This window comes from Lacipirellula limnantheis (genome assembly GCF_007746075.1).
GTDB classification, from domain to species: Bacteria; Planctomycetota; Planctomycetia; order Pirellulales; family Lacipirellulaceae; genus Lacipirellula; species Lacipirellula limnantheis.
In genome coordinates this window covers 1,247,471-1,271,853 of the sequence record NZ_CP036339.1, presented here as the reverse complement: position 1 = coordinate 1,271,853, position 24,383 = coordinate 1,247,471, and the positions used below count along the sequence as shown (strand labels likewise).

General features: G+C 63.4%; 16 protein-coding genes. 9 read left to right on the top strand and 7 right to left on the bottom strand.

Features of this window, described 5'->3' with window-relative positions; translation table 11 throughout:
• The first annotated feature begins 86 nt into the window (after positions 1-86).
• The 7 genes from I41_RS04820 to I41_RS27650 all read left to right on the top strand — a co-directional run bounded on the left by I41_RS04820 (position 87) and on the right by I41_RS27650 (position 9,590).
• On the top strand, positions 87-1,772 hold the full coding sequence (locus I41_RS04820) for a ribulokinase (RefSeq protein WP_145431425.1): 1,686 nt from the start codon (positions 87-89) through the stop codon (positions 1,770-1,772).
• Positions 1,773-1,780: 8 nt separating this feature from the next.
• Positions 1,781-2,473: an L-ribulose-5-phosphate 4-epimerase AraD gene (gene araD / locus I41_RS04815; RefSeq protein ID WP_145431423.1), complete on the top strand. Its 693-nt coding sequence runs from the start codon at positions 1,781-1,783 to the stop codon at positions 2,471-2,473.
• Complete coding sequence (gene araA / locus I41_RS04810; RefSeq protein ID WP_246133804.1) at positions 2,451-4,037, top strand: L-arabinose isomerase; 1,587 nt, start codon at positions 2,451-2,453, stop codon at positions 4,035-4,037. Before araD ends, araA begins: the two co-directional genes overlap by 23 nt.
• Before the next feature lie 111 nt (positions 4,038-4,148).
• Positions 4,149-5,924, top strand: a complete 1,776-nt coding sequence (locus tag I41_RS04805) for a sodium:solute symporter (protein WP_145431421.1) — start codon at positions 4,149-4,151, stop codon at positions 5,922-5,924.
• Between the two features lie 38 nt (positions 5,925-5,962).
• Positions 5,963-6,946, top strand: coding sequence for a UDP-glucose 4-epimerase GalE (galE, locus tag I41_RS04800; protein WP_145431419.1), 984 nt, complete (start codon positions 5,963-5,965; stop codon positions 6,944-6,946).
• A gap of 124 nt (positions 6,947-7,070) precedes the next feature.
• Positions 7,071-8,423: a DUF3748 domain-containing protein gene (locus I41_RS04795; protein WP_145431417.1), complete on the top strand. Its 1,353-nt coding sequence runs from the start codon at positions 7,071-7,073 to the stop codon at positions 8,421-8,423.
• A gap of 279 nt (positions 8,424-8,702) precedes the next feature.
• Positions 8,703-9,590 carry a peptidylprolyl isomerase gene (locus tag I41_RS27650; protein WP_145436253.1) on the top strand — a complete coding sequence of 296 codons (888 nt, stop codon included), beginning with the start codon at positions 8,703-8,705 and terminating at the stop codon, positions 9,588-9,590.
• A gap of 136 nt (positions 9,591-9,726) precedes the next feature.
• On the opposite strand, the gene I41_RS04785 is transcribed toward I41_RS27650, so the two are convergent.
• The gene (locus I41_RS04785) at positions 9,727-13,671 is read right to left on the bottom strand and encodes a beta strand repeat-containing protein (RefSeq protein ID WP_145431415.1); all 3,945 of its coding nucleotides are present in this window, start codon (positions 13,669-13,671) and stop codon (positions 9,727-9,729) included.
• Positions 13,672-14,292: 621 nt separating this feature from the next.
• Between I41_RS04785 and I41_RS04780 the strand changes: the two genes are divergently transcribed.
• Together I41_RS04780 and I41_RS04775 are read left to right on the top strand one after the other, a co-directional pair.
• Positions 14,293-14,919 (top strand): OmpH family outer membrane protein, encoded by a 627-nt coding sequence (locus I41_RS04780; protein WP_145431413.1) that lies wholly within the window; start codon positions 14,293-14,295, stop codon positions 14,917-14,919.
• A gap of 975 nt (positions 14,920-15,894) precedes the next feature.
• Positions 15,895-16,104: a hypothetical protein gene (locus I41_RS04775; RefSeq protein WP_145431411.1), complete on the top strand. Its 210-nt coding sequence runs from the start codon at positions 15,895-15,897 to the stop codon at positions 16,102-16,104.
• A gap of 64 nt (positions 16,105-16,168) precedes the next feature.
• On the opposite strand, the gene I41_RS04770 is transcribed toward I41_RS04775, so the two are convergent.
• The 6 genes from I41_RS04770 to kdpF form a co-directional block, all read right to left on the bottom strand.
• Positions 16,169-16,909 carry a response regulator gene (locus I41_RS04770; RefSeq protein ID WP_145431409.1) on the bottom strand — a complete coding sequence of 247 codons (741 nt, stop codon included), beginning with the start codon at positions 16,907-16,909 and terminating at the stop codon, positions 16,169-16,171.
• A complete protein-coding gene (locus I41_RS04765; protein ID WP_145431407.1) occupies positions 16,906-19,608 on the bottom strand; it encodes a sensor histidine kinase in 2,703 nt (900 codons plus the stop codon). Before I41_RS04765 ends, I41_RS04770 begins: the two co-directional genes overlap by 4 nt.
• A gap of 21 nt (positions 19,609-19,629) precedes the next feature.
• Positions 19,630-20,199: a potassium-transporting ATPase subunit KdpC gene (gene kdpC, locus I41_RS04760; protein WP_145431405.1), complete on the bottom strand. Its 570-nt coding sequence runs from the start codon at positions 20,197-20,199 to the stop codon at positions 19,630-19,632.
• Positions 20,200-20,210: 11 nt separating this feature from the next.
• Positions 20,211-22,283: a potassium-transporting ATPase subunit KdpB gene (gene kdpB, locus I41_RS04755; protein WP_145431403.1), complete on the bottom strand. Its 2,073-nt coding sequence runs from the start codon at positions 22,281-22,283 to the stop codon at positions 20,211-20,213.
• Between the two features lie 82 nt (positions 22,284-22,365).
• Positions 22,366-24,135, bottom strand: a complete 1,770-nt coding sequence (gene kdpA / locus I41_RS04750) for a potassium-transporting ATPase subunit KdpA (protein WP_145431401.1) — start codon at positions 24,133-24,135, stop codon at positions 22,366-22,368.
• The gene (gene kdpF, locus I41_RS04745; RefSeq protein ID WP_145431399.1) at positions 24,132-24,224 is read right to left on the bottom strand and encodes a K(+)-transporting ATPase subunit F; all 93 of its coding nucleotides are present in this window, start codon (positions 24,222-24,224) and stop codon (positions 24,132-24,134) included. The genes kdpA and kdpF overlap by 4 nt, the downstream gene beginning before the upstream one ends.
• Positions 24,225-24,383: the final 159 nt, after the last annotated feature.

Sequence of the window (24,383 nt, the reverse complement as noted above, 5' to 3'; positions counted from 1 at the left end):
GCTTTTCAGCATGTCGCGCGGCTGATACGCTGCCAGATTCACCCTCTTCGCTTGCCGGCCCCCTCGATCAGCGGTCCGAATTCGCCATGGCTCAGCAATTTGCAATCGGCGTCGATTACGGCACCAATAGCGTCCGCGCCCTCGTGGTCGACCTTGCCGACGGCGCCGAGATCGCCACCGAAGTCTACGATTACTGCCACGGGGACGCCGGCGTCCTCGTCGATGCCGCTGATCCGAATCTCGCGCGCCAAAGTCCTGCCGACTACATCGAAGGCTTCCACGCCGCCGTCGCGGGCGCCGTCGCGAAGGCCACGCAAGCTGCCGGCTTCGATCCGAAACACGTGGTGGGGATCGGCGTCGACACGACCGGTTCGACCCCCATTCCCGTGAACGCCGCCGGTACGCCGCTGGCGCTGCTCGACGAATTCCAAGACGAACTAGCGGCCCAGGCATGGCTCTGGAAGGATCACACCGCGTACAGCGAAGCTCAAGAGATCACCGCCAAAGCGCGTGACGGCGGGTATCCATACCTAGCCAAGTGCGGCGGGGCTTACTCGTCGGAGTGGTATTGGTCCAAGATCGCCCATTGCCTGCGCACCGCGCCGCGCGTCGCGCAGGCCGCCGCCAGTTGGGTGGAGCTTGCCGACTACGTCCCAGCCTACATCACCGGCAACCAGCATCCTGCGAAGCTCGCCCGCAGCATCTGCGCGTCAGGTCACAAGGCGATGTATCACGACGCGTGGGGCGGCCTGCCGAGCGCGGAATTCCTCGAATCGGTCGAGCCAGGCCTCTCGCGGTTCCGCTACGACGCGAAGGCAGTCCCCTCGAACAAACCTGCCGGCCGACTTTGCGAATCCGTCGCCCGACAGGTGGGCCTGCCAGCCGGCATCCCCGTGGCAGTCGGCGCCTTCGACGCCCACATGGGCGCAGTCGGCTCCGGCTGCGGCGTCGGGACGCTGGTCAAAATCATGGGGACCAGCACGTGCGATTGCATGGTGGCGCCTCTCGCGCAACCGCTGCCCGACGTCCCCGGCCTCTGCGGCATCGTTCCCGAATCGATCGTTCCCGGCATGTACGGACTCGAAGCGGGGCAAAGCGCCGTCGGCGATAATTTCAACTGGTTCGTCAAGCACCTCGCCCCCGCGGAGTTCGGCGCCGGCGCCGAGGCCCACGCCGCGTTGACCGCCGCCGCCGCTAAACTTCGCCCCGGCGAATCGGGGCTGTTGGCGCTTGATTGGAACAATGGCAACCGCTGCGTCCTGACCGATCCGCTGCTCACTGGGCTACTGATTGGTCAAACCCTGTATACCACGGCCCCCGAGATCTACCGCGCGCTGATTGAAGCCACGGCCTTTGGCGCGCTCAAGATCATTAGTCGCCTCGAGGAGTACGGCGTCGGCGTCAGCGAGGTGATCGTTTGCGGCGGCATCGCGGAGAAGAACCCGCTCGTGATGCAGATCTACGCCGACGTCACCAACCGGCCGATGAAGATCAGCCGCAGCGGGCAAACCTGCGCCTTGGGCGCGGCCATCTTTGGCGCGGTCGTCGGCGGCGCCTATCCAACGGTCGAAGCAGCCCAAGCCAAGATGACTGGCGTGAAATCGACCATCTACTCCCCTATCAGCACGCAAGCCGCGACCTACGCGAAGCTCTACGCCCTCTATCAGATGCTCCACGACGCGTTCGGCACGACCGATTTTCACGGTTCGCTGTCCCAAGTGATGAAGGATCTCATCGCCATCCGCCACGACGCGCGCCGCGGAGCCCGGTGACCATCACGATGCTTGAGACGCTCAAACAACAAGTCTGCCAGGCGAATCTCGATTTGGTCGCGCACGGACTGGTTACGCTCACGTGGGGAAACGTCAGCGGGCTCTCCGAAGATCGGCGATTTCTGGTCATCAAGCCAAGCGGCGTGGCGTATGACAAGATGTCTCCCGCCGACATGGTGGTGGTGAGCTTCGATACTGGCGCGGTGGTCGAAGGAACGCTGAAGCCCTCCTCCGATATGGTGACGCACCGACTGCTCTATCAGCAGTTTGCCGGCATTGGCGGCATCACCCACACCCACAGTCCTAAGGCGACGGCCTTTGCCCAGGCTCAGCGTGAGATTCCCTGCTTCGGCACCACCCATGCAGACCACTTCTACGGCACAATTCCCGTGACGAGATTGCTGACAGCCGCTGAAATCAGCGCTGGCTACGAGTTGAACACCGGCCACGTGATCGTTGAACGATTTGCAGCACTCGACCCGATCGCCATGCCGGGCGTCCTCGTGGCAAGCCATGCGCCGTTTGCGTGGGGCCAGGACGCCGCCGATTCCGTGCGAAACGCCGTCGCTCTGGAAGCGGTCGCGGCGATGGCTCTCGACACGTTCGCCCTCGCTCATGACACGGGCCCTGTCGATCAGTTCTTGCTCGACAAGCACTACTACCGCAAGCACGGCAAGGATGCCTATTACGGACAGCGCTGACAACGGCTCCGGCTTTTCGCGCATCGCACAACTCATCTTCTCGTTGGCTCAGACCGCCATGCCTGCCATCGACCTGCCGCAATTCGAAGTCTGGTTTCTCACGGGAAGCCAGGACCTCTACGGCAACGAAACCCTCCGCGAAGTGGCCAGGCACTCCCAAGAGGTGGCCGCCGCGCTCGACGCCGCGCCGCAGGTTCCTGTCCGGGTCGTCTTCCAACCGGTGCTGACCACCCCCGAGCAAATCCGCGACGTGGTGCTGGCAGCCAATTCAGCGCCCAACTGCATTGGCCTGGTTGCCTGGATGCACACATTCTCGCCAGCGAAAATGTGGATCGCCGGCCTCAAGCTGCTGCAGAAACCGCTCCTGCACCTGCACACGCAGTTCAATCGCGAGATCCCCTGGTCGACGATCGACATGGACTTCATGAACGCCAACCAGTCCGCCCATGGCGACCGCGAGTTTGGCTTCATCGGCGCCCGGCTGCGGATCGCGCGCAAAGTGGTCGTCGGCCATTGGCCGGATGATGACGTGATCGCCGAGGTCGCGGTCTGGACGCGCGCCGCTGCGGCGCGGCACGACGCGCTGTCGGCCCGGATTGCCCGCATCGGCGACAACATGCGTGAAGTCGCCGTCACCGAAGGAGACAAAGTTGCCGCACAGCTGTGCCTGGGCTACTCCGTCAACGGTTACGGCCTCGGCGACCTCGTGCGGCGCATCGACGCCGCTAGCGATCCTGAGGTCGAGGCGCTGTGCAGCGAATACGACGAGCAATACGCCATGTCCCCCGAGCTCCGCCGCGACGGCCAGCGCCGCGAATCGCTCCGCGACGCCGCCCGTATCGAGCTCGGGCTGCGGCGCTTTCTCGAAGAGCAGGGCTTCGTCGGCTACACGAACACCTTCGAGAATCTCGAAGGCATGAAGCAGCTCCCGGGCCTCGCCTCGCAACGACTTATGGCCGACGGCTACGGTTTTGGCGCCGAGGGCGACTGGAAGGCGGCAGCCATGTTGCGGGCGGCCAAGGTGATGGCCGCCGGCCTACCGGGGGGCACGTCGTTCATGGAGGATTACACCTACCACCTCAAGCAAGACATTCCGCAGGTCCTCGGCGCCCATATGCTGGAGATCTGCCCCTCGATCGCCGCGGCTCAACCCTCGTGCGAAGTTCACCCCCTCAGTATCGGCGGCAAAGACGATCCCGTGCGACTCGTGTTCGACGCTGCCGCCGGTCCCGCCGTCAACGCGACCCTCGTCGATCTCGGCGACCGCTTTCGCATGGTTCTCAACGAAGTCGACGTGATCCCGCCCGAGCAGCCGATGCCGAAACTGCCGGTCGCACGGGCGCTGTGGCGGCCACGTCCCGACTTGAAGACCGCGGCGACGGCCTGGATTCTCGCCGGAGGCTCGCATCATCCAACCTTCAGCCTGGCCCTCACGACGGAGCATTGGGGAGACCTTGCCGACATGTGGGGCGTTGAGTGCCTCGTGATCGACGGCGAGACGCGGCCGCGCGACTTCAGAAATATTCTCCGCTGGAACGACGCCGGCGTCTTCCGCCGCGTATGACGACGATCTAAGATTCGGCGAAGCGGGACGCTGACCTGCGGAACGATGGAGCCGCTTGGCTCATCACTTTTCTCATTCGACTTACCTTTTTTCGACGCGCGAGATCCCCGCATGGAAACGCTCGATTGGGTGGTTATCGGCGGCTACTTTGCCCTCCTGCTCGGACTCTCCTGGTGGGTGATCTTGCAGAGCAAAGAGACGTCGCAAGACTTTTTCCTCGCGGCCCACAGCCTTGGCTGGTTCGTCGTGGGCGCGTCGATCTTCGCCTCGAACATCGGCTCCGAACATCTCGTCGGCCTCGCCGGCTCGGGCGCGACCGACGGCGTCGCCATGGCCCACTACGAGCTCCATGCCTGGTGCCTGCTGGTGCTCGGTTGGATGCTGGTGCCGTTCTATATGCGATCTCGCGTCTTCACGATGCCGCAGTTTCTCGAACGCCGCTTCTCGCCCGCGTCGCGCTACGTGCTGTCGATCATTTCGCTCATCGCCTACATCGTCACCAAAATCGCCGTCGGCATTTTCGCCGGCGGCGTCGTGTTCGAGGCCTTGCTCCCGGAAATGAACTTCGCCGGGCTCGATGGATTTTGGATCGGCTCGATCATGGTCCTCGTGTTCACGGGGCTCTACACCACACTGGGCGGATTTCGCGCCGTCGCTTACACCGAGGCGTTGCAAACGATCATCCTGATCATTGGCTCGGCGCTGGTGACCTACTACGGCCTGGAGAAGATCGGCGGCTGGAGCGAGCTGCGCGCCGTCGTCGACAGCGACAAGTTCAATCTCTGGAAACCGATCGTTCCTGCCGGAGTCGAATCGACCTGGTCGCCCGTTTCCGTCAAGAACGACGCTGGCCAAATCGTCAAGCAAGCCTGGTACTTCTCGTTTCCCAGTCACTACCCCTGGATCGGCATGCTCCTGTGCGCACCGATCATCGGTCTCTGGTACTGGTGCACCGATCAATACATCGTCCAACGCGCGCTCGGCGCGCCAAACCAGACCGAAGCACGCCGTGGCTGCATCTTTGCGGGTTACCTGAAGCTGTTGCCTGTCTTCATTTTCATCATCCCCGGCGTCATCTGTTGGGCGCTCATCACGAAGATCAACGCCGGCGAAATCACCGACATGAACTTCGCCGGCATGGTAAACGACGACGGGTCGATCCGCGACAGCGGCCAGGCTTTCCCGATGATGGTGAAAAACGTGCTGCCCGTCGGAATCCGCGGACTCGTGGTCGCCGGCCTGCTCGCGGCGCTGATGAGCTCGCTTGCCGGCGTCTTCAACGCCTGCGCTACCCTCTTCACCATCGACCTCTACGCGAAGTACCAGCCGGAAGCTAGCGAAGCGCAACTTGTCCGCACCGGCCGCATTGCCACCGTCGTGATGGTGCTCATCGGCATGGCCTGGATTCCGATCATCCGCGGCCATCACGGCCTGTACGACTACCTGCAATCGGTCCAGGGCTATCTCGCCCCGCCGATTTTCGTCGTCTTCTTTCTGGGCGTCTTCTGGAAGCGGATGAACGCCCAGGGATGCCTCGCTGCCCTGCTCGTCGGCTTCGCCGTCGGCCTGTTTAGACTCGCGGTCGACACGCCGGCGAAAATTAATCCTGAATTCGCCTACGAGCCCGGCTCGTTCCTCTGGATCGTCAACCAAATCTACTTTCAGTACTTCAGCATTCTCATCTTCTTCATTAGCGCCGCCACGATGATCCTCGTCAGCTACCTGACGGGCGAGCCGGATTATGCGAGAATTAGCGGCCTGACTTATGGAACGCTGACCGACGAGGACCGCGCGAGCACCCGCAGCAGTTGGAGCGGGCTCGATTTGGCGACGTCGATCGGCTTGTTGGTTTTGATCGTCGCCGCTTACCTCTACTTCCGCGGGTAGGGCGGCGACGCCGACTTGCAGAGGATGAGGCAAAGACGATGAAAGTTCTGGTAACGGGCGGAGCCGGGTACGTCGGTTCGCACGCAGTACGGCTATTGACCAAAGCCGGACACGACGTCTGGGTCTTCGATAATCTGGCCAACGGCTACCGCGCCGCCGTCGCTCCCGGACGGCTCCTCGAAGGCGATCTTCTCGATCAGCAGCGACTGGCCCAAGTCTTCGCGGAACGTTCTTACGACGCCGTGATGCACTTCGCCGCGCTCGCCTACGTCGGCGTGTCGGTCACCGATCCAGCCGTCTACTATCGCAACAACGTCGTCGGCACGCTCAACCTGCTCGACGCCATGCGCGCGGCGAACGTCAATCGCATCGTCTTCTCGAGCACTTGCGCCACGTACGGCACGCCCGCAAAGGTCCCCATCACCGAAGCGGAAAAACAAGACCCGATCAACCCCTACGGCTACACGAAGCTGGTGATCGAGCGGACGCTGGACGATTACGCCCACGCCTATGGCCTTGGCTTCGCAGCCCTGCGGTACTTCAACGCCAGCGGCGCCGCCGAGGACGGCACGATCGGCGAAGACCACCAGCCCGAGACCCACCTTATCCCGCTGGTCCTGCAAGTTGCCCTCGGCCAGCGGCCCGAGATCACCGTTTTCGGCGATGACTATCCGACGCCCGACGGCACCTGCATTCGCGACTACATCCACGTCGACGATCTCGCGACCGCCCACCTCGCCGCGCTGGAGCGTTTGCAACCCGGCAAGGGCTTGAAGCTCAACCTCGGCACCGGCGCCGGGGCCAGCGTGATGGAAGTAATCAACGCGTGCCGCCGCGAGACCGGCCACGCCATCCCCCACAAAGTCGCGCCGCGCCGCGCGGGCGATCCGGCGGAGCTCGTGGCCGACGCCTCGCTCGCGCGCAAAACGCTCGACTGGACGCCGAAATACTTCGGCATCGAACCGATCGTCAACAGCGCCTGGCGCTGGCACAAGTCGCACCCCCACGGCTACAACGGCTAACGCCGTTCAATAGCCACAAAGCAATTCCACCATTAGCCGGACCGCCACGCGGTCCGGGCTAGACGCCCCATCCCGGATCGCGTGGCGATCCGGCTTATTGTTCATCACCCGTAGACGATCAGACGTGGAACGCCAGCTTACCACCGCCCCCCACGGCCACGTTCTCACCAATGCCAACGTCTGGTCCCCGGACGGCAAGTGGATCGTCTACGACGTCCGCAGCGATGCCGCCGGCAGCCTGTTCGACGGCACGCGCATTGAACGGGTCCACGTCGAAACGGGCCAAGTGGAAGTCCTCTACGAAAGCCAACGCGGAGCCTGCTGCGGCGTTGCCAGCTGCAGCCCCGTCGACGATCGCGTCGCGTTCATCCTCGGCCCCGAAAATCCCACGCCTGATTGGCAGTACGCCATTCACCACCGTCAAGGCGTGATGGTCGACGCCGCCCGCCCTGGCGAGGCCCAGAATCTCGATGCCCGCGATATTGTCGCGCCGTTCACTCCCGGCGCGCTCCGCGGCGGCACGCACGTCCACATCTTCAGCGGCGACGGCCAATGGGTCAGCTTCACCTACGACGACCACGTCCTCGCGACGCGCGAACCAGCAGGGCAGGGCGACCTCAACCAACGCAACGTCGGCGTCGCGGTCCCGCTCGGCCACGTCGCCGTTCCGCGCACGCACCCGCGCAATCACGACGGCGCCATGTTCTCGACGCTCGTCACGCGCACCGTCCGGCACCCGCGCCCCGGATCCGACGAAATCGTCAAGGCTTATGAAGACGCCTGGGTCGGCGTCGCCGGCTACCTGCGCGACGATCGCTCGCGCCAAGAGCGCGCCCTCGCCTTCCTCGGCGATGCCATCGACCGGAAGGGCAATCCCGTCACCGAGCTCTTCATTGCCGACCTCCCGCCGCTTCACGCGATGAAGAAACCGGGCGACGGCCCGCTCCAGGGAACGCCGACGCTGCGACCCCAACCGCCGCTCGCCGTGCTGCAACGTCGCCTCACCTTCACCGCCGACCGCCAGCACCCCGGCATCCAAGGCGCGCGTCACTGGCCGCGCAGTTCCCCCGACGGCGCACGCATCGCCTGCCAGATGCGCGATGAGGCCGGCAATCGGGCCGGCGTCGTCCAGCTTTGGTCGGTCTCGCCGAACGGCGGCCCGCCGCGGCAGATCACCAGCGACCCCTGGGACGTCGCTTCCGCGTTCACTTGGAACAAAGACGGCACGGCCATCGCCTACATCGCCGACGGCAGCGTGATGACCGTCGACGCCGCAACGGGCCAGTCGCGGCGGCTCACCGAAAAGCCCGCGGCCGACCAACCGCTCCCCCGCCCGGAGGCCTGCGTCTTCTCCCCCGACGGCCGCCAAATCGCCTTCGTTCGGCAAGTTGACGGCCCCGACGGCGAATCGTGGAACCAGATCTTCGTCGTGAGTTCCCTGTGGGAGGGGTCTCCGACCCCGAAGCCGGCCTGTTGATGCTCGGTCGCTTGGAGGTCGGGCGCGTAATCGGCGTCGGAGACGCCTCCCATCGCGGCCCGTGGGAACTGTCCCGCCTCTCGGCCGCCGCCCTCAGTCGCCCCTCACAGGACCGATTTTTCCGGTAAAACGGTCCCCGCTGCGGCAAATCTCGGCCAAATTCGCGGACGCTTTTCCGGGGCCCAACTATAATCAAGGCTCTCGGCGCCCCCTTTTCTCAAGCGGAGCGCCCTCCGCGGAACAACTTCGATTCACGACACACTAGAGCGGCGCAGAGGCATGCTTACCCGAATTGGCCTGGCTACGGTTCTAGCCCTTCTGACCACCAGCGGCGCATTCGCTCAGACGATGCGGTTCACGACGAACGTCGGCAGCTTCGATATGGAGCTGAACCCCAACAACGACGCGAACCTTCAGCCGCTGGTCGACAACATCGTCGCCTACATCGGCCTCGGCAAATACCACTTCAGCGCCGTCAACCGCGCTGCCGACGGCAACGCCGGCACGTCGGACGACTTCGTCCTACAGATGGGAGGCTTCATGGGCTTCCCCAGCATTCCTGATCTGTGGGCGACGATGAATTCGTCCATCGAAAAGCTCAACGACGGCGTCGTCGTCGACGCCAACGGCGACGGACAAGTCGATTTCTCCTCGATCTCCAACACTCGCGGCACCGTCTCGCTCGCCCTCCAGTCGGGCAAACCGAACAGCGGCACGAGCAGCTTCTTCATCAACCTCGGCGACAACAACTTCCTCGACAGCCAAGGCTTCGTCCCCTTCGCCCGCATCAGCGATATGGCGACGGTCGACAAAATCATGCAACTCTCGCAGCGCGACCTCAGCGGTCTCGCCGGCCAGAGCGGCAATCTGGCTCTCACCGACGTTCCGGTGACCGACGACGGCCGCATCGTCGTCGTCAAGAGCGTGCAGGTAGTCGACGCCGCCGAAGACTTCTCGTTCGTCGGTCCGATCATGAATCATCTGAAGCTCGTCGCCAGCAACGAGGCCGCCGCTGCAGCCGCCGCATCGACAGCCCCGACGGCAGTCATCGCCGATCCAGTCGCCGCCCCCGCCGTTTCAGCCGTCCCGGAACCATCGACGGTCGCCCTCGGCGCCCTCGGCCTCTTGGGCGCCTTCCTCGCGGCGCGTCGGCAGCCGAATGCGTAGTCGCGGCTGCGACAAGAACCTTTGGCCTGCGCCAACGAAAAGACGGCCGCCCATCGCACTCGATGGGCGGCCGTCTTCGTTTTTAAGTTAGCAATATCCGATCGGTTCCAATCTCTCCGCGCGCGAATCGTTCAGGCTACGGCGTCGGCGTCGGCACGGTGCCGCCCGGATCGTTGGTAATCGTGCCGACTTGTTGCACCTGAGCATTGTTGTTGCGCGTCTCGATCGTCGGCAGGTCGACCACCAGGAATGTGCCGCCCGTTTGAGTTAGCAAGACTTCATCCGTGGCCGACGCATTGGTTGCCGTGTTGCCGTTGAAGCTCAAGCGGCCCGTGCCAGCCGACACCGACTGCGAGTAGGCCCGGCCCGAGGCGGCGTCGGCGTTGTTGAAGTTGTTTGACGTAACCGTCGTGTTCAACGAACCGAGAGCGTTGCCGTTAATCGCCACGGTCGGCGACGTGCTGTCGTTGTCGAACGAGCTCTCGTCGATCAACACGTTCACCGTCTTCGAACCGCCGGTCGTATTCAGCACGACCGCCGAGTTGCCCGCGATGTTCGTGACGCTCGAATCCTGCCGAATCGTGATGTCGACTGTGCTCGAACCAGCGACGTCCATCGCAATTCCCTCGTCGGCGGCGTTGTCGACGTCGACGTCGGTCAGCGTCAGCCGCGACAAGGCCGTGGCCGAGCGATTGAAGTCGATGCCGGTGCCGCCCGCGTTGTTCACGTCGACCGTCGTCGCCCGCACCACCGACTGGACGCCATTGGTGTGGTCGATATTGAAGCCGTCCCCAGTCGAGTTGGCGATCGTCATCGTGTTCATCGCGACGTTCGACATGTTCGTCACGTCGACGCCGATGCCCGTCGTATCGGTGACGTTAGTATTGTTGATCGTCACGCTGGAGGCGGTGGTCGTCGTCTGAGCCAGATCGATGCCATTGGCGCCGGCATTGTCGACGATCAGGCCGTTCAACGTCACGTTCGCCGCGTCAGTGATCGAGACGCCGGCGCCCGCGGAATTGGCGATCGTCCCGCCGGTGCCGGCGACCCCAGCCGAGCCGATCGTCACCGCTCCGCCGGTAACGTTGTTCAGCAAGACGCCGTTTTGGCCGCCCGTCGTGTTGATGGTCGCAAAGGCGACGCCCGTCGAACCGACCCCGACGTCGTTCAAGTTGAGGCCAACCGCAGTGCCGGCCCCGCCGGCGGTGACCGTAATCGAATTCCCCGTGCCCGCGACCACCAGGTTGTCAGTGCTCGTCGCGACGAAGCCGCTGCCTGACGACGTGGTGACGTCGATGTTGTTGAACCGCACCCCGCCGTTGGTGTTGTTGCTGAGCGACACGCCCGTGTTGGTAGTCGTATTGAGCGTGACCTGTCCGGCGAACAGCACCGTTGTATCCGTGTTGCCCGTCACGAGAATCCCGTTCTGCGAGCTGTCGATCGTCGTATTAAACGTGATGCTGCCGCCGGTATTGTTGCTGATCGATACCGGTCGGCCCGTGCCGGCGCCAGTCACGTCGATGTCGCCGCTGATGGTAAAGGCCTGCAGATCGCTGTTGGCGATCGTCACGGCCGTCCCAGTGCCGCTGTAGTTGATGTCCACATCCGCGAAATTGAACGTCGCCGTGTCGGCCGAGCTGTTCACGTTGATGACCGGCGTCGTTCCGGTGAGGGTCACCTTGTCGTTGAAGGTGTAGGCGCCGTCGGCGTTGTCAAACTGCAAGCCAGTGCCGTTGGTCGCCTCGATGACGCCTTGGTTCGCCGTGATCTCGTTGAACACCAGCGTCCCGGTATGCCCGTTGGTGACGTTCAACACCGTTTGCGCGGTCGATTGAACAATCCGCCCGGTGAGCGTCATGTTCGCGTCGCCGCCGTTGAACGTGAAGGCGGTCCCCGTCGTGTCGGTCACTTCCATGTTCTGGAAGGTCAGCACGGCCGTGGAGTCGCCGATCACGTTGACTGCCGCCGAAGTTCCGGCGAAGTCCACCAGATCGTTGAAGGTGTACACGCCATCGGCGTCGTTGAACTGCAGACCCGAGCCGCTGTTGGCGACGATCACGCCGTCGTCCGCGGTCAACTCGGTGAACGTCAAGGCGCCCGTGTGGCCGCCAGTTACCGTCAACACCGAATTCACATTGGGTACGTCGCGAACGATCTTGCCGGTGAAGTTCATGTTCGCCGCGCCGTCGTTGACCACGACCGAATCGCCGCCGGTGTTCAAAATCTGCGTGCCCGTGACCGTGTGGGTCGCGGCGCTGTTGTCGATCTTGATGCCGTACGCCTGGTTGGCCAGACCGCGTTGCAGGACGTTGTCGTCCCCGCTGTCGCTGTTGCTCAGCGTCACGCTCCCTTGCGTCCCGGCCCGATCGATCAGCAAGGCGCCAAGGCCCGTCGTGCCGCCGTCCCAGTCAAAGTTGTTGATCGTCGCGGCGCGTTGCTGTTGAACCAGGTTGATGCCGACGCCGCTGCCGTTGTCACTCTCGATGTTCGAGATCGCCGTCGAGTGCGAAAGCGTGGTCTCGCTGGTCGTCGACGTCAGCTGAATGTCGTCTTGCCCGACGTTGTCAAACTCGATCTCGTCGATGGTTACAGCGAACCGCGATCGGGTCGTATTGTTCGCCAGCGTCTGGGTCATTGCCGCTAAAGCAATCGCGTCGCCGGTCGTGCCGGTGACATGCAAGTTATTGATGTTGACGGTCGCCACGCCGTTAGAACCGGAGACCACAGCGTTCGTTCCGCCGGTGATCTCGAAGTTCGAAACCTCCATGCCAGCGAAGTTCTCCGACTCGTCCGTAATGCCGGCCAAAGTGACCGCGGCGCCGGGAGCGTTCTGCAGCGTCGGCCGCGAGGCGTTGAGCGCGCCGGCGAACGTCTCTGGCAGAATGACCGTCCCCATCTGCTGGGTCACGACTTCATGATCGACGCCGCCGCCTTCGCCCAACAGCCGCTGCTCGTCCTTCAGCGTGACCGCCTGGCTGTTGTAGAAGTTGGCTCCATTCTGGGCATGGACCAGAATGATATCGCCCTGCTGCGAGCCCGTGTTATTCACGCTATCGAGCGACGTGTACGGATTCTCAAAAGTACCGTCGCCTGGCGCCGTCTTCGAGAAGTCGACGTGCACCACGCGAATGTCGTCGCCGTCGACGTCCGTCAAGTTGTCGCCGCCAGTGCGATTCACCTGCGTCGTCGCGACGTAGGAGTTGCGGTAGACCTGCTCCCGCATCCGGTCGGCCAGCGTATGGACCCACGATGTGGGGCCAGCGCCGGTGCGGCCCGGCGTCCAAATGATCTGGAACACCGTGTTCGTGCCGAAGACGTCGTCGTTCTGCACCCCCACGTCAACCGCCAGATCGTTGGTGACGTAACCGCGGACGCCGCCCTTGGCGCCCATGTCGCTCACGTCGTTGCCGTCCATCTGGTAGCCGCCCGCGTAAACCCACGCGTTCAGGTCGAAAATGCGCGGCGCCACTTCAAAGTCGACGATGCGCAGCGCCACGTCTGTCGGAATGAGCGTCCCGACGGTGAGGAAGTTCTGAAAGTAGCTCACCGTTCCGGTGTCGATCACCACGTCGCCCGACTTCTCGTTCTCCAGCGGTATGTTGGCGTTGAACCGGAAGTCGATCTGCTCGCCGAGGCTTTCAAAGCTCACGCCGAGTTGATTGAAGTAATTGTTGAGGTTCGTCTCTTGGCCGTCGTACCAGCCAGTGATGCCGAAGACGCGGGTGTCGCCCGTCAACAGGCTCGGCGCCATCCAGCGGAAGCCGCCGCCGACGTCCATGCCGAACTGGCTTTCGTTCGACACGCGGAACTGGCCGTCCATGAAGCCGATCGCGTCGGCCAGATCGACCGCCAGCCGGCCGCCGAAGGCCGTCTGCGAGGCCTCCATACCGTAACCGCGCGTCTGGTGCCACAGCCGCAATGGCGTCGTGCCGTTGTAGACCCGTCCGCTGGCGGACGACTCGAAGGGCAGATTCTCCGCCGGGCGCTGCGCGCTCGCTGAGCCGCATGCCAGCACTGCGAGCAGCGCCGCGACCATCCCCAGCTGGCGTCCCTGCCAATCGCCGTTGAAACAACTCGACACGACAGACTCCTTATGCCCTGGCCGTCCGATCCGCACTCGACTTGGCCGCTCTATCAGGCCGTACGATCCGTACAATCCGCAAAGTCGGTGCAGCTTATGGGTCTGTATCGGCCTCCCCCGCGACCATCAACAGTCGAAGTCGCTCAAAATTGGTTGTTTGGGAAGGAAATTCCGGCGCCGGCGCCGTTTTGAAAGTGGTCTGCCGAAAACTGGCGCACTTTCCTATTCTCCGCGTGGCGCGGGCCCGGCAGCGAGGCCTGAGAGAAGCGGTCGAGGGCATTGCAGGAGAGTTCTCCTACTCTGTGGGAGGGGTCTCCGAGCCCGATTCGACTTAGCGTGATCCAAGAGAACGGCAAAGCCGCTTCGATTGAACCGCCAAGGACGCCAAGGAAAACCACAACTGCCCTGTCTTCCTTTGCGCGTTCGCGCCTTTGCGTGAAACAATCTTTTCGAAAGTCGCACGCAAAGGCGCGAACGCGCAAAGAAGGACGGCAGTTGTGGTTCTCCTTGGCGCTCTTGGCGTCCTTGGCGGTTAAGTTTTTTGAGATTCCAGTTTGGCTGAAAGTTGACGGCTGATAGCTGACAGCCGTTGTTTAACCGTATCTACGGAAGGATGCGACGATGCGAGTGACTGGACGTTGGATGGCGATCGCTTGGTTGGGTCTTGGGCTAGCGACTGGCTGCAATCAAACTGCCAGCACGTCGGTCCCTCAGGGGGCCGTCGCGGTGATCGACCTCGACGCCATCGCCAGCCGACTTGGCAGTGACAAGCAGATCGTCGATTCGCTCGCCCAGCGCCAATCGTCGCTGAGCCAGCAGTTGGTCGACCTTGCCAAGTCGTACAGTCAGCAGATCGAAGAGAAGAAAAAGACGCTGACCGAAGCCCCGCCCGAACAGGCCGACGTCACCGTCGCCAGCTGGCAGAAGCAAGCCAACGCCAACCTCAACAAGGTGAAGCAGCAAGCCGAAGCCGACCTGAAGAAGCACCAGGCGACGCTCGTCGCCCAGTTCCGCGAGCAGATCAAACCGGTCGCCCGCCGCGTCGCCCAAAAGCGCGGCCTGACGGTGATCGTCACGAGAAACGACAACGTCCTCTACGACGTCGCCCCCGGAGCCGACATCACCGACGAAGTGATCGCCGACCTGATCGCCGCCAGTCCCGTCGCCTCGGCCGCGGCCGCCAAGCCGCTGCAAGCCGCCGCCGCGCCGCCTGCCGAAGCAGCGCCGCCCGCAACGCAACAAAGATAGTTCCAGCGCAGCTAGCCGTCATTCTGAGTGCAGGGAAGTATCTAGCGCCACGCTGCGCCACCCCTAGAGCCGCGCCTATTTAACCAGTACGCGCAGGCCGCCGTCGCGCAGCGCACATGGCGATCTGCCTGAAAAGCCGGCTTGATGCGGCGCTCGCTATTGGTCGTCGATGCGGTACGAGAATCGCCACGGTACCCTCCGTCTGCCTGCGACATTTTTTTGGTTGCTTTTCGCCACGCGATTCGCTAACGTGAACATGCGATCACTTAGGCTCTTTGGCAACCGAACTCAACGCACCCGTCGATAGCCTACGCCCTCGGTGGCCGCTCACGCTGCGTACAGAGTTTTGCCGCCGGCCAACGTTCGCGACTGCCTGGCGGCCACGGCTCGCGTCTAATTGATTTCTGTCGTCATTTATGTCGCGTGAGTGGAGGCGACTAGTCGCCATCGCCCGCAGCAAGTCCCCTTCTGCCAATGACTTGCGAACAACCGATTTCTGTCGCCAAGAATCGCTCCGCGACAGTTGGCGACAAGAAGCGACTACGTTCCGCCTCCGACGGGAGGCGACAGGTTGTAGCCAGGCGCGCAACCCCCTGGTCAATGGCGTTGGGCGTCCTAGAGCGCCGTAAGAGGCGACGCGGTTCGTCATTTGTGTCGCGATTTATGTCGCGACACAAAGGCCTACGACGCTCTGCCACGTAGACCAACCCCAAGCCCGGCAACGACTTGAGGTCATTGCCATTCTGTCGCGAAAATCGATTGAGCGCTAGGAAGACGACGCGCGTCGCCAGCATTGTCACGTCACGCACCGTGCCACCCGCAAGGTTTCCCAACTTCGCTTGGCGATTCTCCAAATTCTCGCTCCGCCTTTCCGACACGTCGACCAGCCGCGGGCAATGATTACTAGGCGATGACTCGCGGTTGAGTCACGCCCGCAAGACATGCTCGCGCGAGAGACGCGCAGGAGGCTATGCCATGAAACGGATATCGCTCGTCGCTTTGGTGGCGCTCACCGTCAGTTCGGCCGGATGTACGTCACTCTGCCGACGCAATGCGCCCGCCCCGGTCGCTCAAGCCTGCATCCCGGTCTGCCCGCAACCCTGTCCGCAGGTCTGCCCTCCCGGCACCGTTCCCGTCGGTGGCCAAGGCGTGAGCTACGGCATGCCGATGATGTACGGCCAGTAGTTTTCAGCCCCTGGCTCCGCCAGGGGGTTGGCGCCCATGCAGATCGGCGTCGCCCTGCGCACCGCTACCCCCCGGCAAAGCCGGGGGCTGGATAGCCATCGGCAGGCCGCTCGCGAAAGCGATAGCCGACCCCTTGCTCCGTAATAAGCAATTCTGGTCGGCTCGGATTGCGCTCCAGCTTCTTCCGGAGATTGGCCATGAAAACCCGCACGTAGTGGGGCTCGTGGACGGCGTGCGGACCCCACACTTCCTTGAGAAGTTGACGATGGGTCACCACCCGTCCGAGGTTGCGGGACAGCGCCGCGAGCAAATCAAACTCGATCTTGGTGAGCTTTACCTCGGCGCCGGCCTTGGTCACGGTCCGGCCCGCCAGATCGATCCGCAGATCGCCCACGATCAAGGGCGCGTCGATGGTTCCGTCCGACGCCGGGCGCGAGGCGTGCCGCAGGGCCACGCGCATCCGCGCCAGCAACTCGCCGACGCCGAACGGCTTCGTCAGGTAGTCGTCGGCGCCCGCGTCGAGCGCGGCGATCTTCGACGCTTCCTCGCCGCGTGCCGAGATGACGACGATCGGCATCGTCGACCACTCGCGGACTTGCCGGATGACGTCGACGCCGTCGGAGTCCGGAAGCCCGAGATCGAGCAGCGCCAGCGCCGGCAGTTGCTGGGTGATCAACCGCAGCCCTTGCTGCGCCGTCGTCGCCTCGATCACGCGGAACCCCTCCACCGTGAGCGACGCTCGCAGGAACCGCCGAATCGGCGTCTCATCCTCAATCACGGCGATTACTGGTTCCGATCCGCTCATGGGACGACGGCGTCTCCCGACCGATCGACAATCGCCGGCGGAGCGCCGCCGCCAGGCAGCGTCACGCGAACGATCGCCCCGCCCCCTGCGCGATTCCGCGCCTCGATGCGACCCCCGTGCACGTCGACCACCGCTCGGCAGATCGCCAGCCCGATTCCCGTCCCGCGCCGATCAGGCTTCGTGCCGTTGCCGCGATAGAAGAGATCGAACACCTTCGCTTCATCTCCCTCGACGAACCCACGACCGCGATCAGCGACTTCGAGCTCCACTCCGTCGCCGGCGGCGCGGCCCGACACCTCGATGGTCGATCCCGGCGGCGCATACTTGGCGGCGTTGTCGATCAGGTTCATGAGCAGTTGCTCGATTAGCGATGCGTCAATGTGCACCATTGGCAGTGCGGCGTCGAGACGGGTCTCGATCGTCCGGCCAGCAAGCTGCCGCTCCATGCGCGTCAGGGCCGAGCCGACGATCTCCTCTAGAAGATGCCATTGCCGGTCGATCGCCACTTTTCCGCTGGAGAGGCGCGTCATGTGGAGCAGGTTCTCCACGAGCCGCGAGAGGGCTTCGGCTTCCTCGCTAATTGTCTTGAGCAGATCGGCTCGCGTAGCGACGTCGAGCGAATCGAACGACGCGGCCAGCGTGCTGCTCGCCCCGGCGATCCCAGCGAGCGGGGTACGAATGTCATGCGACACGGCGCTCAGCAGCGAGTTGCGGAGCTTCTCCGTCTCCACCTGGATCTGCGACTGCTGGGCATTGAGCACCGATTCGTCCCGCTCCAGCGACAGCGCGAGCAAACTGGCGCACGTCTCCAGCAGTCGCTGCTGCTCGGGATCGAGAAGCCGATTCTGTTCGAGCGGCCGCACGCCAACCGCCCCGACCGTGTGCTGCGACCCAATGAGCGGCACGAACGTCGCGGTGGCGCTGGGCAAGGTATCGGTCCCCGCCCCGGCAAGCTTGCCGTTATCGGCGACCCACCGGGCAACGTCGTGATTGATCGCCGCCGCTGCGATGGAGGATGACTCGCCGTAGCGCAGCGCCAGCGCGCCGTCGGCTCCGCGCACGAAGAGCACGGTCTCGCCGCCGAAGATTTCGTCCAACTGCCGGCCCGCGGTGCGAACGAGAAACTCCGTCCCCGACAGCTCGCTGAGCTGCCGCGTCATCCGAAAGAGCTGCCCCGTGCGGCGTTCTTGCTGTTGCGAGGCACTCAGTTGCGAACGCTGCCGCGTCGCCAATCCGCCGATCAACAGGCCGATGCCGAGCATCACGGCAAACGTAATCAGGTACTCGCTGTCGCTGATCGCGAACGTGAACTGCGGCGGGACAAAGCAGAAGTCGAAGACCAAGACGCTGACAATCGCCATCGCGATCGACGGTCCGCGACTGAGGCGCGTCGACGCCAGGGCCACGCCGGCGAGAAAGAACATCACGACGTTCGTCTCAGCCAACCCGAAGGAATGGGCGAGGTAGCCGAGCCCGGCGCACACGGCCACGATCGCGCCGGCGAGCAGATACTCCTGCCACGGCACAGGCGACTTCACGTGAATCTCGCGCGGCAAGACAACTTCTTCGCCGTCGCCGGAGACGACGTAAACGTCGATCTGACCGCAGCGTTTGATCAGTTCGTCAACGATCGTCCCCCAAACGCGGCGCTTCCACCAGACCTGCGCCGTCTTCCCCACGACGATCTTCGATACGTTGCGCTGCCGAGCGAAGTCGATGAGCGTCTGGGCAACGTTGCGGCCGATCAGCGTATGAGTCTCGGCGCCGAGCTTCTCCGCCAGGCGAAGATTCCGGCCGGTCGCCTCTTCGACCGATCCCGTCCCGCCGCCCGTGTTCACCGCGACGGCGATCCACTCGGCGCTGATCGAAGCGGCCAAGCGTTTGGCGGTTCGCAAGATACGAGCGCTAGTCGGACTTGGCCCGACGCACACCAAGAGCCGCTCAGTGGTGAGCCACGGCGCCGCGCCGGCTCGTTCGGTCCGTGCCGCTTCGACGTCCTGGTGCAACCGCTGGGCCGCCTGCCGCAGCGAAAGTTCGCGGAGCGCCGTCAGATTTCCTTTCTGGAAGAAACTCTTCAGCGCCCGCTCGGCTTGCGTCGGCAGGTAGATCTTGCCTTCCTGCAAACGCTCGACTAACTCCGCCGGCGTCAGGTCGATAAGCTCAATCTCATCAGCCTGCTCCAGCACCGCATCAGGCAGCGTTTCGCGGACCACGACGCCGGTGATCCCGGAAATGACGTCGTTCAGACTCTCGATGTGCTGAACATTGAGCGTCGTCCAGACGTCGATCCCCGCGTCCAGCAATTCGAAGACGTCTTGCCAGCGCTTCGCGTGCCGCAGCCCCTCGGCATTGGTGTGCGCGAGTTCGTCGACCAACAGCAAGCTAGGATGTCGCGCCAGCGCCGCATCGAGATTGAACTCTCGCAGTTCCACGCCGCGGTACGGCACGAACTGAAACGGCAACGTCTCCAGCCCGGTGAGCAATGCCTCGGTGTCGGCGCGTCCGTGCGGTTCGACGTAGCCGACGACGACGTCAACTCCCTCCTTTCGCTCGCGCTGAGCGGCAGAGAGCATCGCGTACGTCTTCCCGACGCCCGCTGCATAGCCGAAGAAGATGCGCAGCTTCCCCCTGCGTGCGCGAGTTTCCTCGTGCTGCACGCGGGCGAGAAGCTTGTCGGGATTGGGTCGGGATTCGTTCACGCGATACTGTTATTCTATCATTCATTCCCCACTTTGAGCCGCGTCGAGGGCCAGATTCAGCCGCAAGACGTTGACGCTCGGCTCGCCTAACAGCCCGAAGGTTCGACCTTCCGTTGCGTCGACCACCGCCTGGCGAACAGCGTCAGGCGTCATCCCCCGCTCGCGGGCCACGCGCTCCAATTGGTATTCGGCGGCCGCGGGAGTGATGTGGGGATCCAGCCCGCTCGCTGACGCGGTCACTAAGTCGATGGGAACCGGCTTCTCGTCGCCATGAGCGGCGCGCAGATCAGCGATTCGCTGCTTGACGGCGTCGAGTTGCGCGGGATTCGTCGGCCCCAGGTTGCTGCCAGTCGACGCGGCGCCGTTGTAGCCGGCGGCTGACGGACGACTCCAAAAATACTTGGAACCGGTAAAAGCTTGGCCGATCAATTCGGATCCAACGACATGACCGTCTCGCTCGATGAGGCTCCCTTGAGCCTGCCGACTGAACGCCACCTGGCTGACGCCGGTGATGAGCAGCGGGTAAGCGACGCCGGTTACCAAGGTCAACGCGAGGAAGATCACAACAGCGGGACGTAATTGAGACAACATTGAAGTTCTCCTTATGCCAGCCCGCAGGCGGCAATGAACATATCGATGGCTTTGATGCCGATAAACGGAACGAGCAACCCGCCGAGTCCGTAGATCAGCAAATTGTCGCGCAGCAGCCGCGCGGCGCCGACGGCCCGATAGGGGACGCCGCGCAGCGCCAGCGGAACGAGTAAGATGATGATGATCGCGTTGAACACGACCGCCGACATGATCGCGCTCGACGGGCTCGCGAGCCCCATGACGTTCAGTCGATTGAGCACCGGGTAGGTCGTGGCGAACGCCGCGGGGATGATCGCAAAGTACTTCGCCACGTCGTTCGCCAGGCTAAACGTCGTCAGGGCGCCGCGGGTCATCAGCAATTGCTTGCCGATCTCGACGATCTCAATCAGCTTGGTCGGATTCGAATCGAGGTCGACCATATTCCCCGCTTCCTTGGCGGCCTGCGTTCCCGAGTTCATCGCCACGGCGACGTCGGCCTGAGCGAGCGCGGGCGAGTCATTCGTGCCGTCGCCGGTCATCGCCACCAGCCGGCCGCCGGCCTGATACTCGCGGATCATTTTCAGCTTCGCTTCCGGCGTCGCCTCGGCGAGAAAATCGTCCACCCCCGCCTCGGCGGCGATCGCCGTCGCCGTCAGAGGATTGTCGCCGGTGATCATCACCGTTCGAATCCCCATCCGGCGCAGTTCGCTGAACCGCTCCTTGATTCCCCCTTTGACAATGTCTTTCAAGTAGATAACCCCTAAGGCCCGATCGCCTTCCGCCACGACGAGCGGCGTGCCGCCCAGCTTGGCGATCCGTTCAACGGTTTCGCGCAGTTCGTTCGACGTCGCACCGCCATTCTCGTTGATGAACTTCACGATGCTGTCGGCAGCCCCCTTGCGGATTCGACGACCATCGATATCGACGCCGCTCACGCGGGTTTGCGCCGTGAACGGGACAAACGTCGCGTGGTGATCGTGAATATTGCGACCCCGGAGGCCGTACTTCTCCTTGGCCAACACCACGACGCTGCGGCCCTCAGGGGTTTCGTCGGCCAGCGACGCCAGTTGCGCCGCATCGGCCAGCGTCTCGATCGCCACGCCCACTGCGGGAATGAACTCCACCGCCTGGCGGTTTCCCATCGTGATTGTGCCGGTCTTGTCGAGCAGCAGGACGTCGACGTCCCCAGCCGCTTCGACGGCGCGCCCCGACATCGCAATGACGTTCGCCTGAATCATCCGATCCATCCCCGCAATGCCGATCGCGGAGAGGAGTCCGCCGATCGTCGTCGGGATGAGACAGACCAACAGCGCCACGAGCACCGTCACGGTGATGGGGCTCCCCTGCCCGGCCGCAGCGACGCTGTACTTGGAAAACGGCAGCAGCGTCGTACACACGATGAGAAAGACGATCGTCATCGCCGCCAACAGGATGTTCAACGCAATCTCGTTCGGCGTCTTTTGCCGCTTGGCGCCCTCGACGAGCGAGATCATGCGGTCAAGAAACGTCTCGCCCGGATTAGCCGTAACCCGAATCACCAACCAATCCGAAAGCACGCGCGTGCCGCCGGTGACGCTGCTGCGGTCGCCGCCGCTCTCGCGGATCACCGGGGCGCTCTCGCCGGTGATGGCGCTTTCGTCGACCGAGGCGACTCCTTCCACGACTTCGCCGTCGCTGGGAATCAGCTCCCCCGCCTCGACCAAGATGGCGTCGTCCTTCCGCAAGCTCGACGCCAGGGCTGGCCGGTGCGTCGCACCGTAGCGAGGTTCGTCCAGCTTCTTCGCCTGGACGTCACGCCGCGTCGACCGCAGCGAGTCGGCCTGCGCCTTGCCGCGACCTTCCGCCATCGCCTCGGCAAAGTTGGCGAACAGCACGGTGAACCAGAGCCAGGCCGAGACCCCCAAGATGAATCCCGGCGACTCGTTCCCGTCCGCGACGAGGGCGTGAATTCCGAGCCCTGTCGTTAGCACGCTGCCGACGAAAACGGTGAACATCACCGGATTGCGCAGCTGCAGGCGCGGGTCGAGTTTCAGGAACGAGTCGAGGATCGCTCGACGCACGATCGTTGGGTCGAAAAGAGGACGTGATTTTGATGCAGTAGCCATTTGAATTCGGCCGAGAACGACCGCGTGATATGTTCGAATACAGTCGAGATCGAAACCTGTGCAAAAGCAGCGCGAGTTGATGCTACGGCGAGACCATTTGCAGATGCTCCACCACCGGTCCCAACGCTAGCGCCGGGACGAAGGTCAGGGCGCCGACCAACAACACGGTGCTCACCAGCATCACCACGAACAACGTCTGGTGCGTCGGCAACGTCCCTGCGCCCGGCGGCGAGTACTTCTTACGCGCCAACGACCCGGCAATGGCGAGCGTCGGGATGATCAACCAGTAACGGGAAGCGAACATCGCCACTCCCAACAGCGTGTTGTAGAACGGCTCGTTCGCGGTCAGTCCCGCAAACGCACTGCCGTTGTTGTTGCCAGCCGAGGAAAGGGCGTAGAGCACTTCGGAAAACCCATGGGCTCCTGGGTTGTTCAAATTTCCCTTGACCTCGTCGCCAACCGTATACTCCAAGCCCGGCCCGACCACCGCGATAGCCGTGCCGACGAGCACGAACATCGACGGAATAAGAATCACCAGCGACGCCATCTTCATCTCGAACGCTTCGATCTTCTTGCCGAGATACTCCGGCGTCCGCCCGACCATCAAGCCAGCGATGAAGACGGCGACGATGGCGAACATCAGCATGCCATAGAGACCGCTTCCGACGCCGCCGAAAATGACTTCGCCGAGTTGCATGAGCCACATGGGAATCAGGCCGCCCAACGGCGTGAACGAGTCGTGCATCGCGTTGACGCTGCCGTTCGACGCCGCGGTCGTCGCCGACGCCCAGATCGCCGAGTTAGCAATGCCGAAGCGAACTTCTTTGCCTTCCATGTTGCCGCCCGCCTGCGTCGCCGACGCGACGTCGTCGGCTCCCATCCCGGCGTACTGCGGCACGCCCGCTTGTTCGGCCAGCATGACGCCAACCGTCAGCGGGATGAAAATGACGAACATCGCCGCGAGCACTGCCCAGCCCTGCCGCACGTCGCCGACCATGACGCCGAACGTGTAGCAAAGTGCAACCGGGATCACCAAAATCGCCAGCACTTCAAGGAAGTTTGCGAGCGGCGTCGGGTTCTCGAACGGATGGGCCGAATTGACGTTAAAGAAGCCGCCGCCGTTGGTGCCAAGCTGCTTGATCGCCAATTGCGAGGCAACTGGTCCCATCGCTATCGTTTGCGTCGTCGTCGGCTCGCCCCCGTCAACCGGAATCGGTTCGACCAGATCCACCGATTGGTAAGCATCGAAGTTCTGGATCACCCCCTGCGAAGCGAGCGCCACGGCCAAGATGACCGAGAGAGGCAACAAGATGTAGAGCGTCGAGCGGACGAGATCGACCCAAAAGTTGCCGATCGTCGTCGCCGAACGCCGCACCAGACCCCGAATCAGCGCCGCCAGCACCGCGATGCCGGTCGCCGCCGAGACGAAGTTCTGCACCGTCAGCCCCAGCATCTGCGCGAGGTAACCGAGCGTCGCCTCGCCGCCGTAACTCTGCCAGTTCGTATTAGTGCCAAAGCTGACCGCCGTGTTGAAGGCCAGATCAGGCGTCGTCCCCGGCAATCCTTGCGGATTGAGCGGCAACGCGCCCTGCAAACGCAGCAGCAGATAAACGGCCGCGATGCCCAACAGGTTGAACGCCATCACGGCGAAGGCGTACGTCCGCCACCCCATCTCCTGCTGGGGATCGACGCCCGCGAGGCGATAGATGCCCCGCTCGCACCAACCGAGCACTCGATCGAGGCCGCAAGGCTTCCCTTCCAAGATGCGGGCCATGTACGAACCGAGCGGCTTCGCGAGCGCCACTAAGGCGCCAAGAAACAAAGCCAATTGAATCCATGAATTTGCAGTCATTCGAACCACTCCGGCTTCACCAGCGCTGCGGTGAGATAGACAAATAATCCGGCCGACAGAACCAAGGCAATGAGCTCGATGCCGTTCATCATTTGCCTCCCATCAACCGATCGCAGCCGGCGATCAGCAGCCAGGTCAACGCCGCGCATGCAGCGACGACCGCGACCATCGACAAATCATTCATGTTACGCGCTTCCCGAGATTGGCGGCGACGAACAACAGTCTCGCTCGCGTTCCCAAGTATCGTG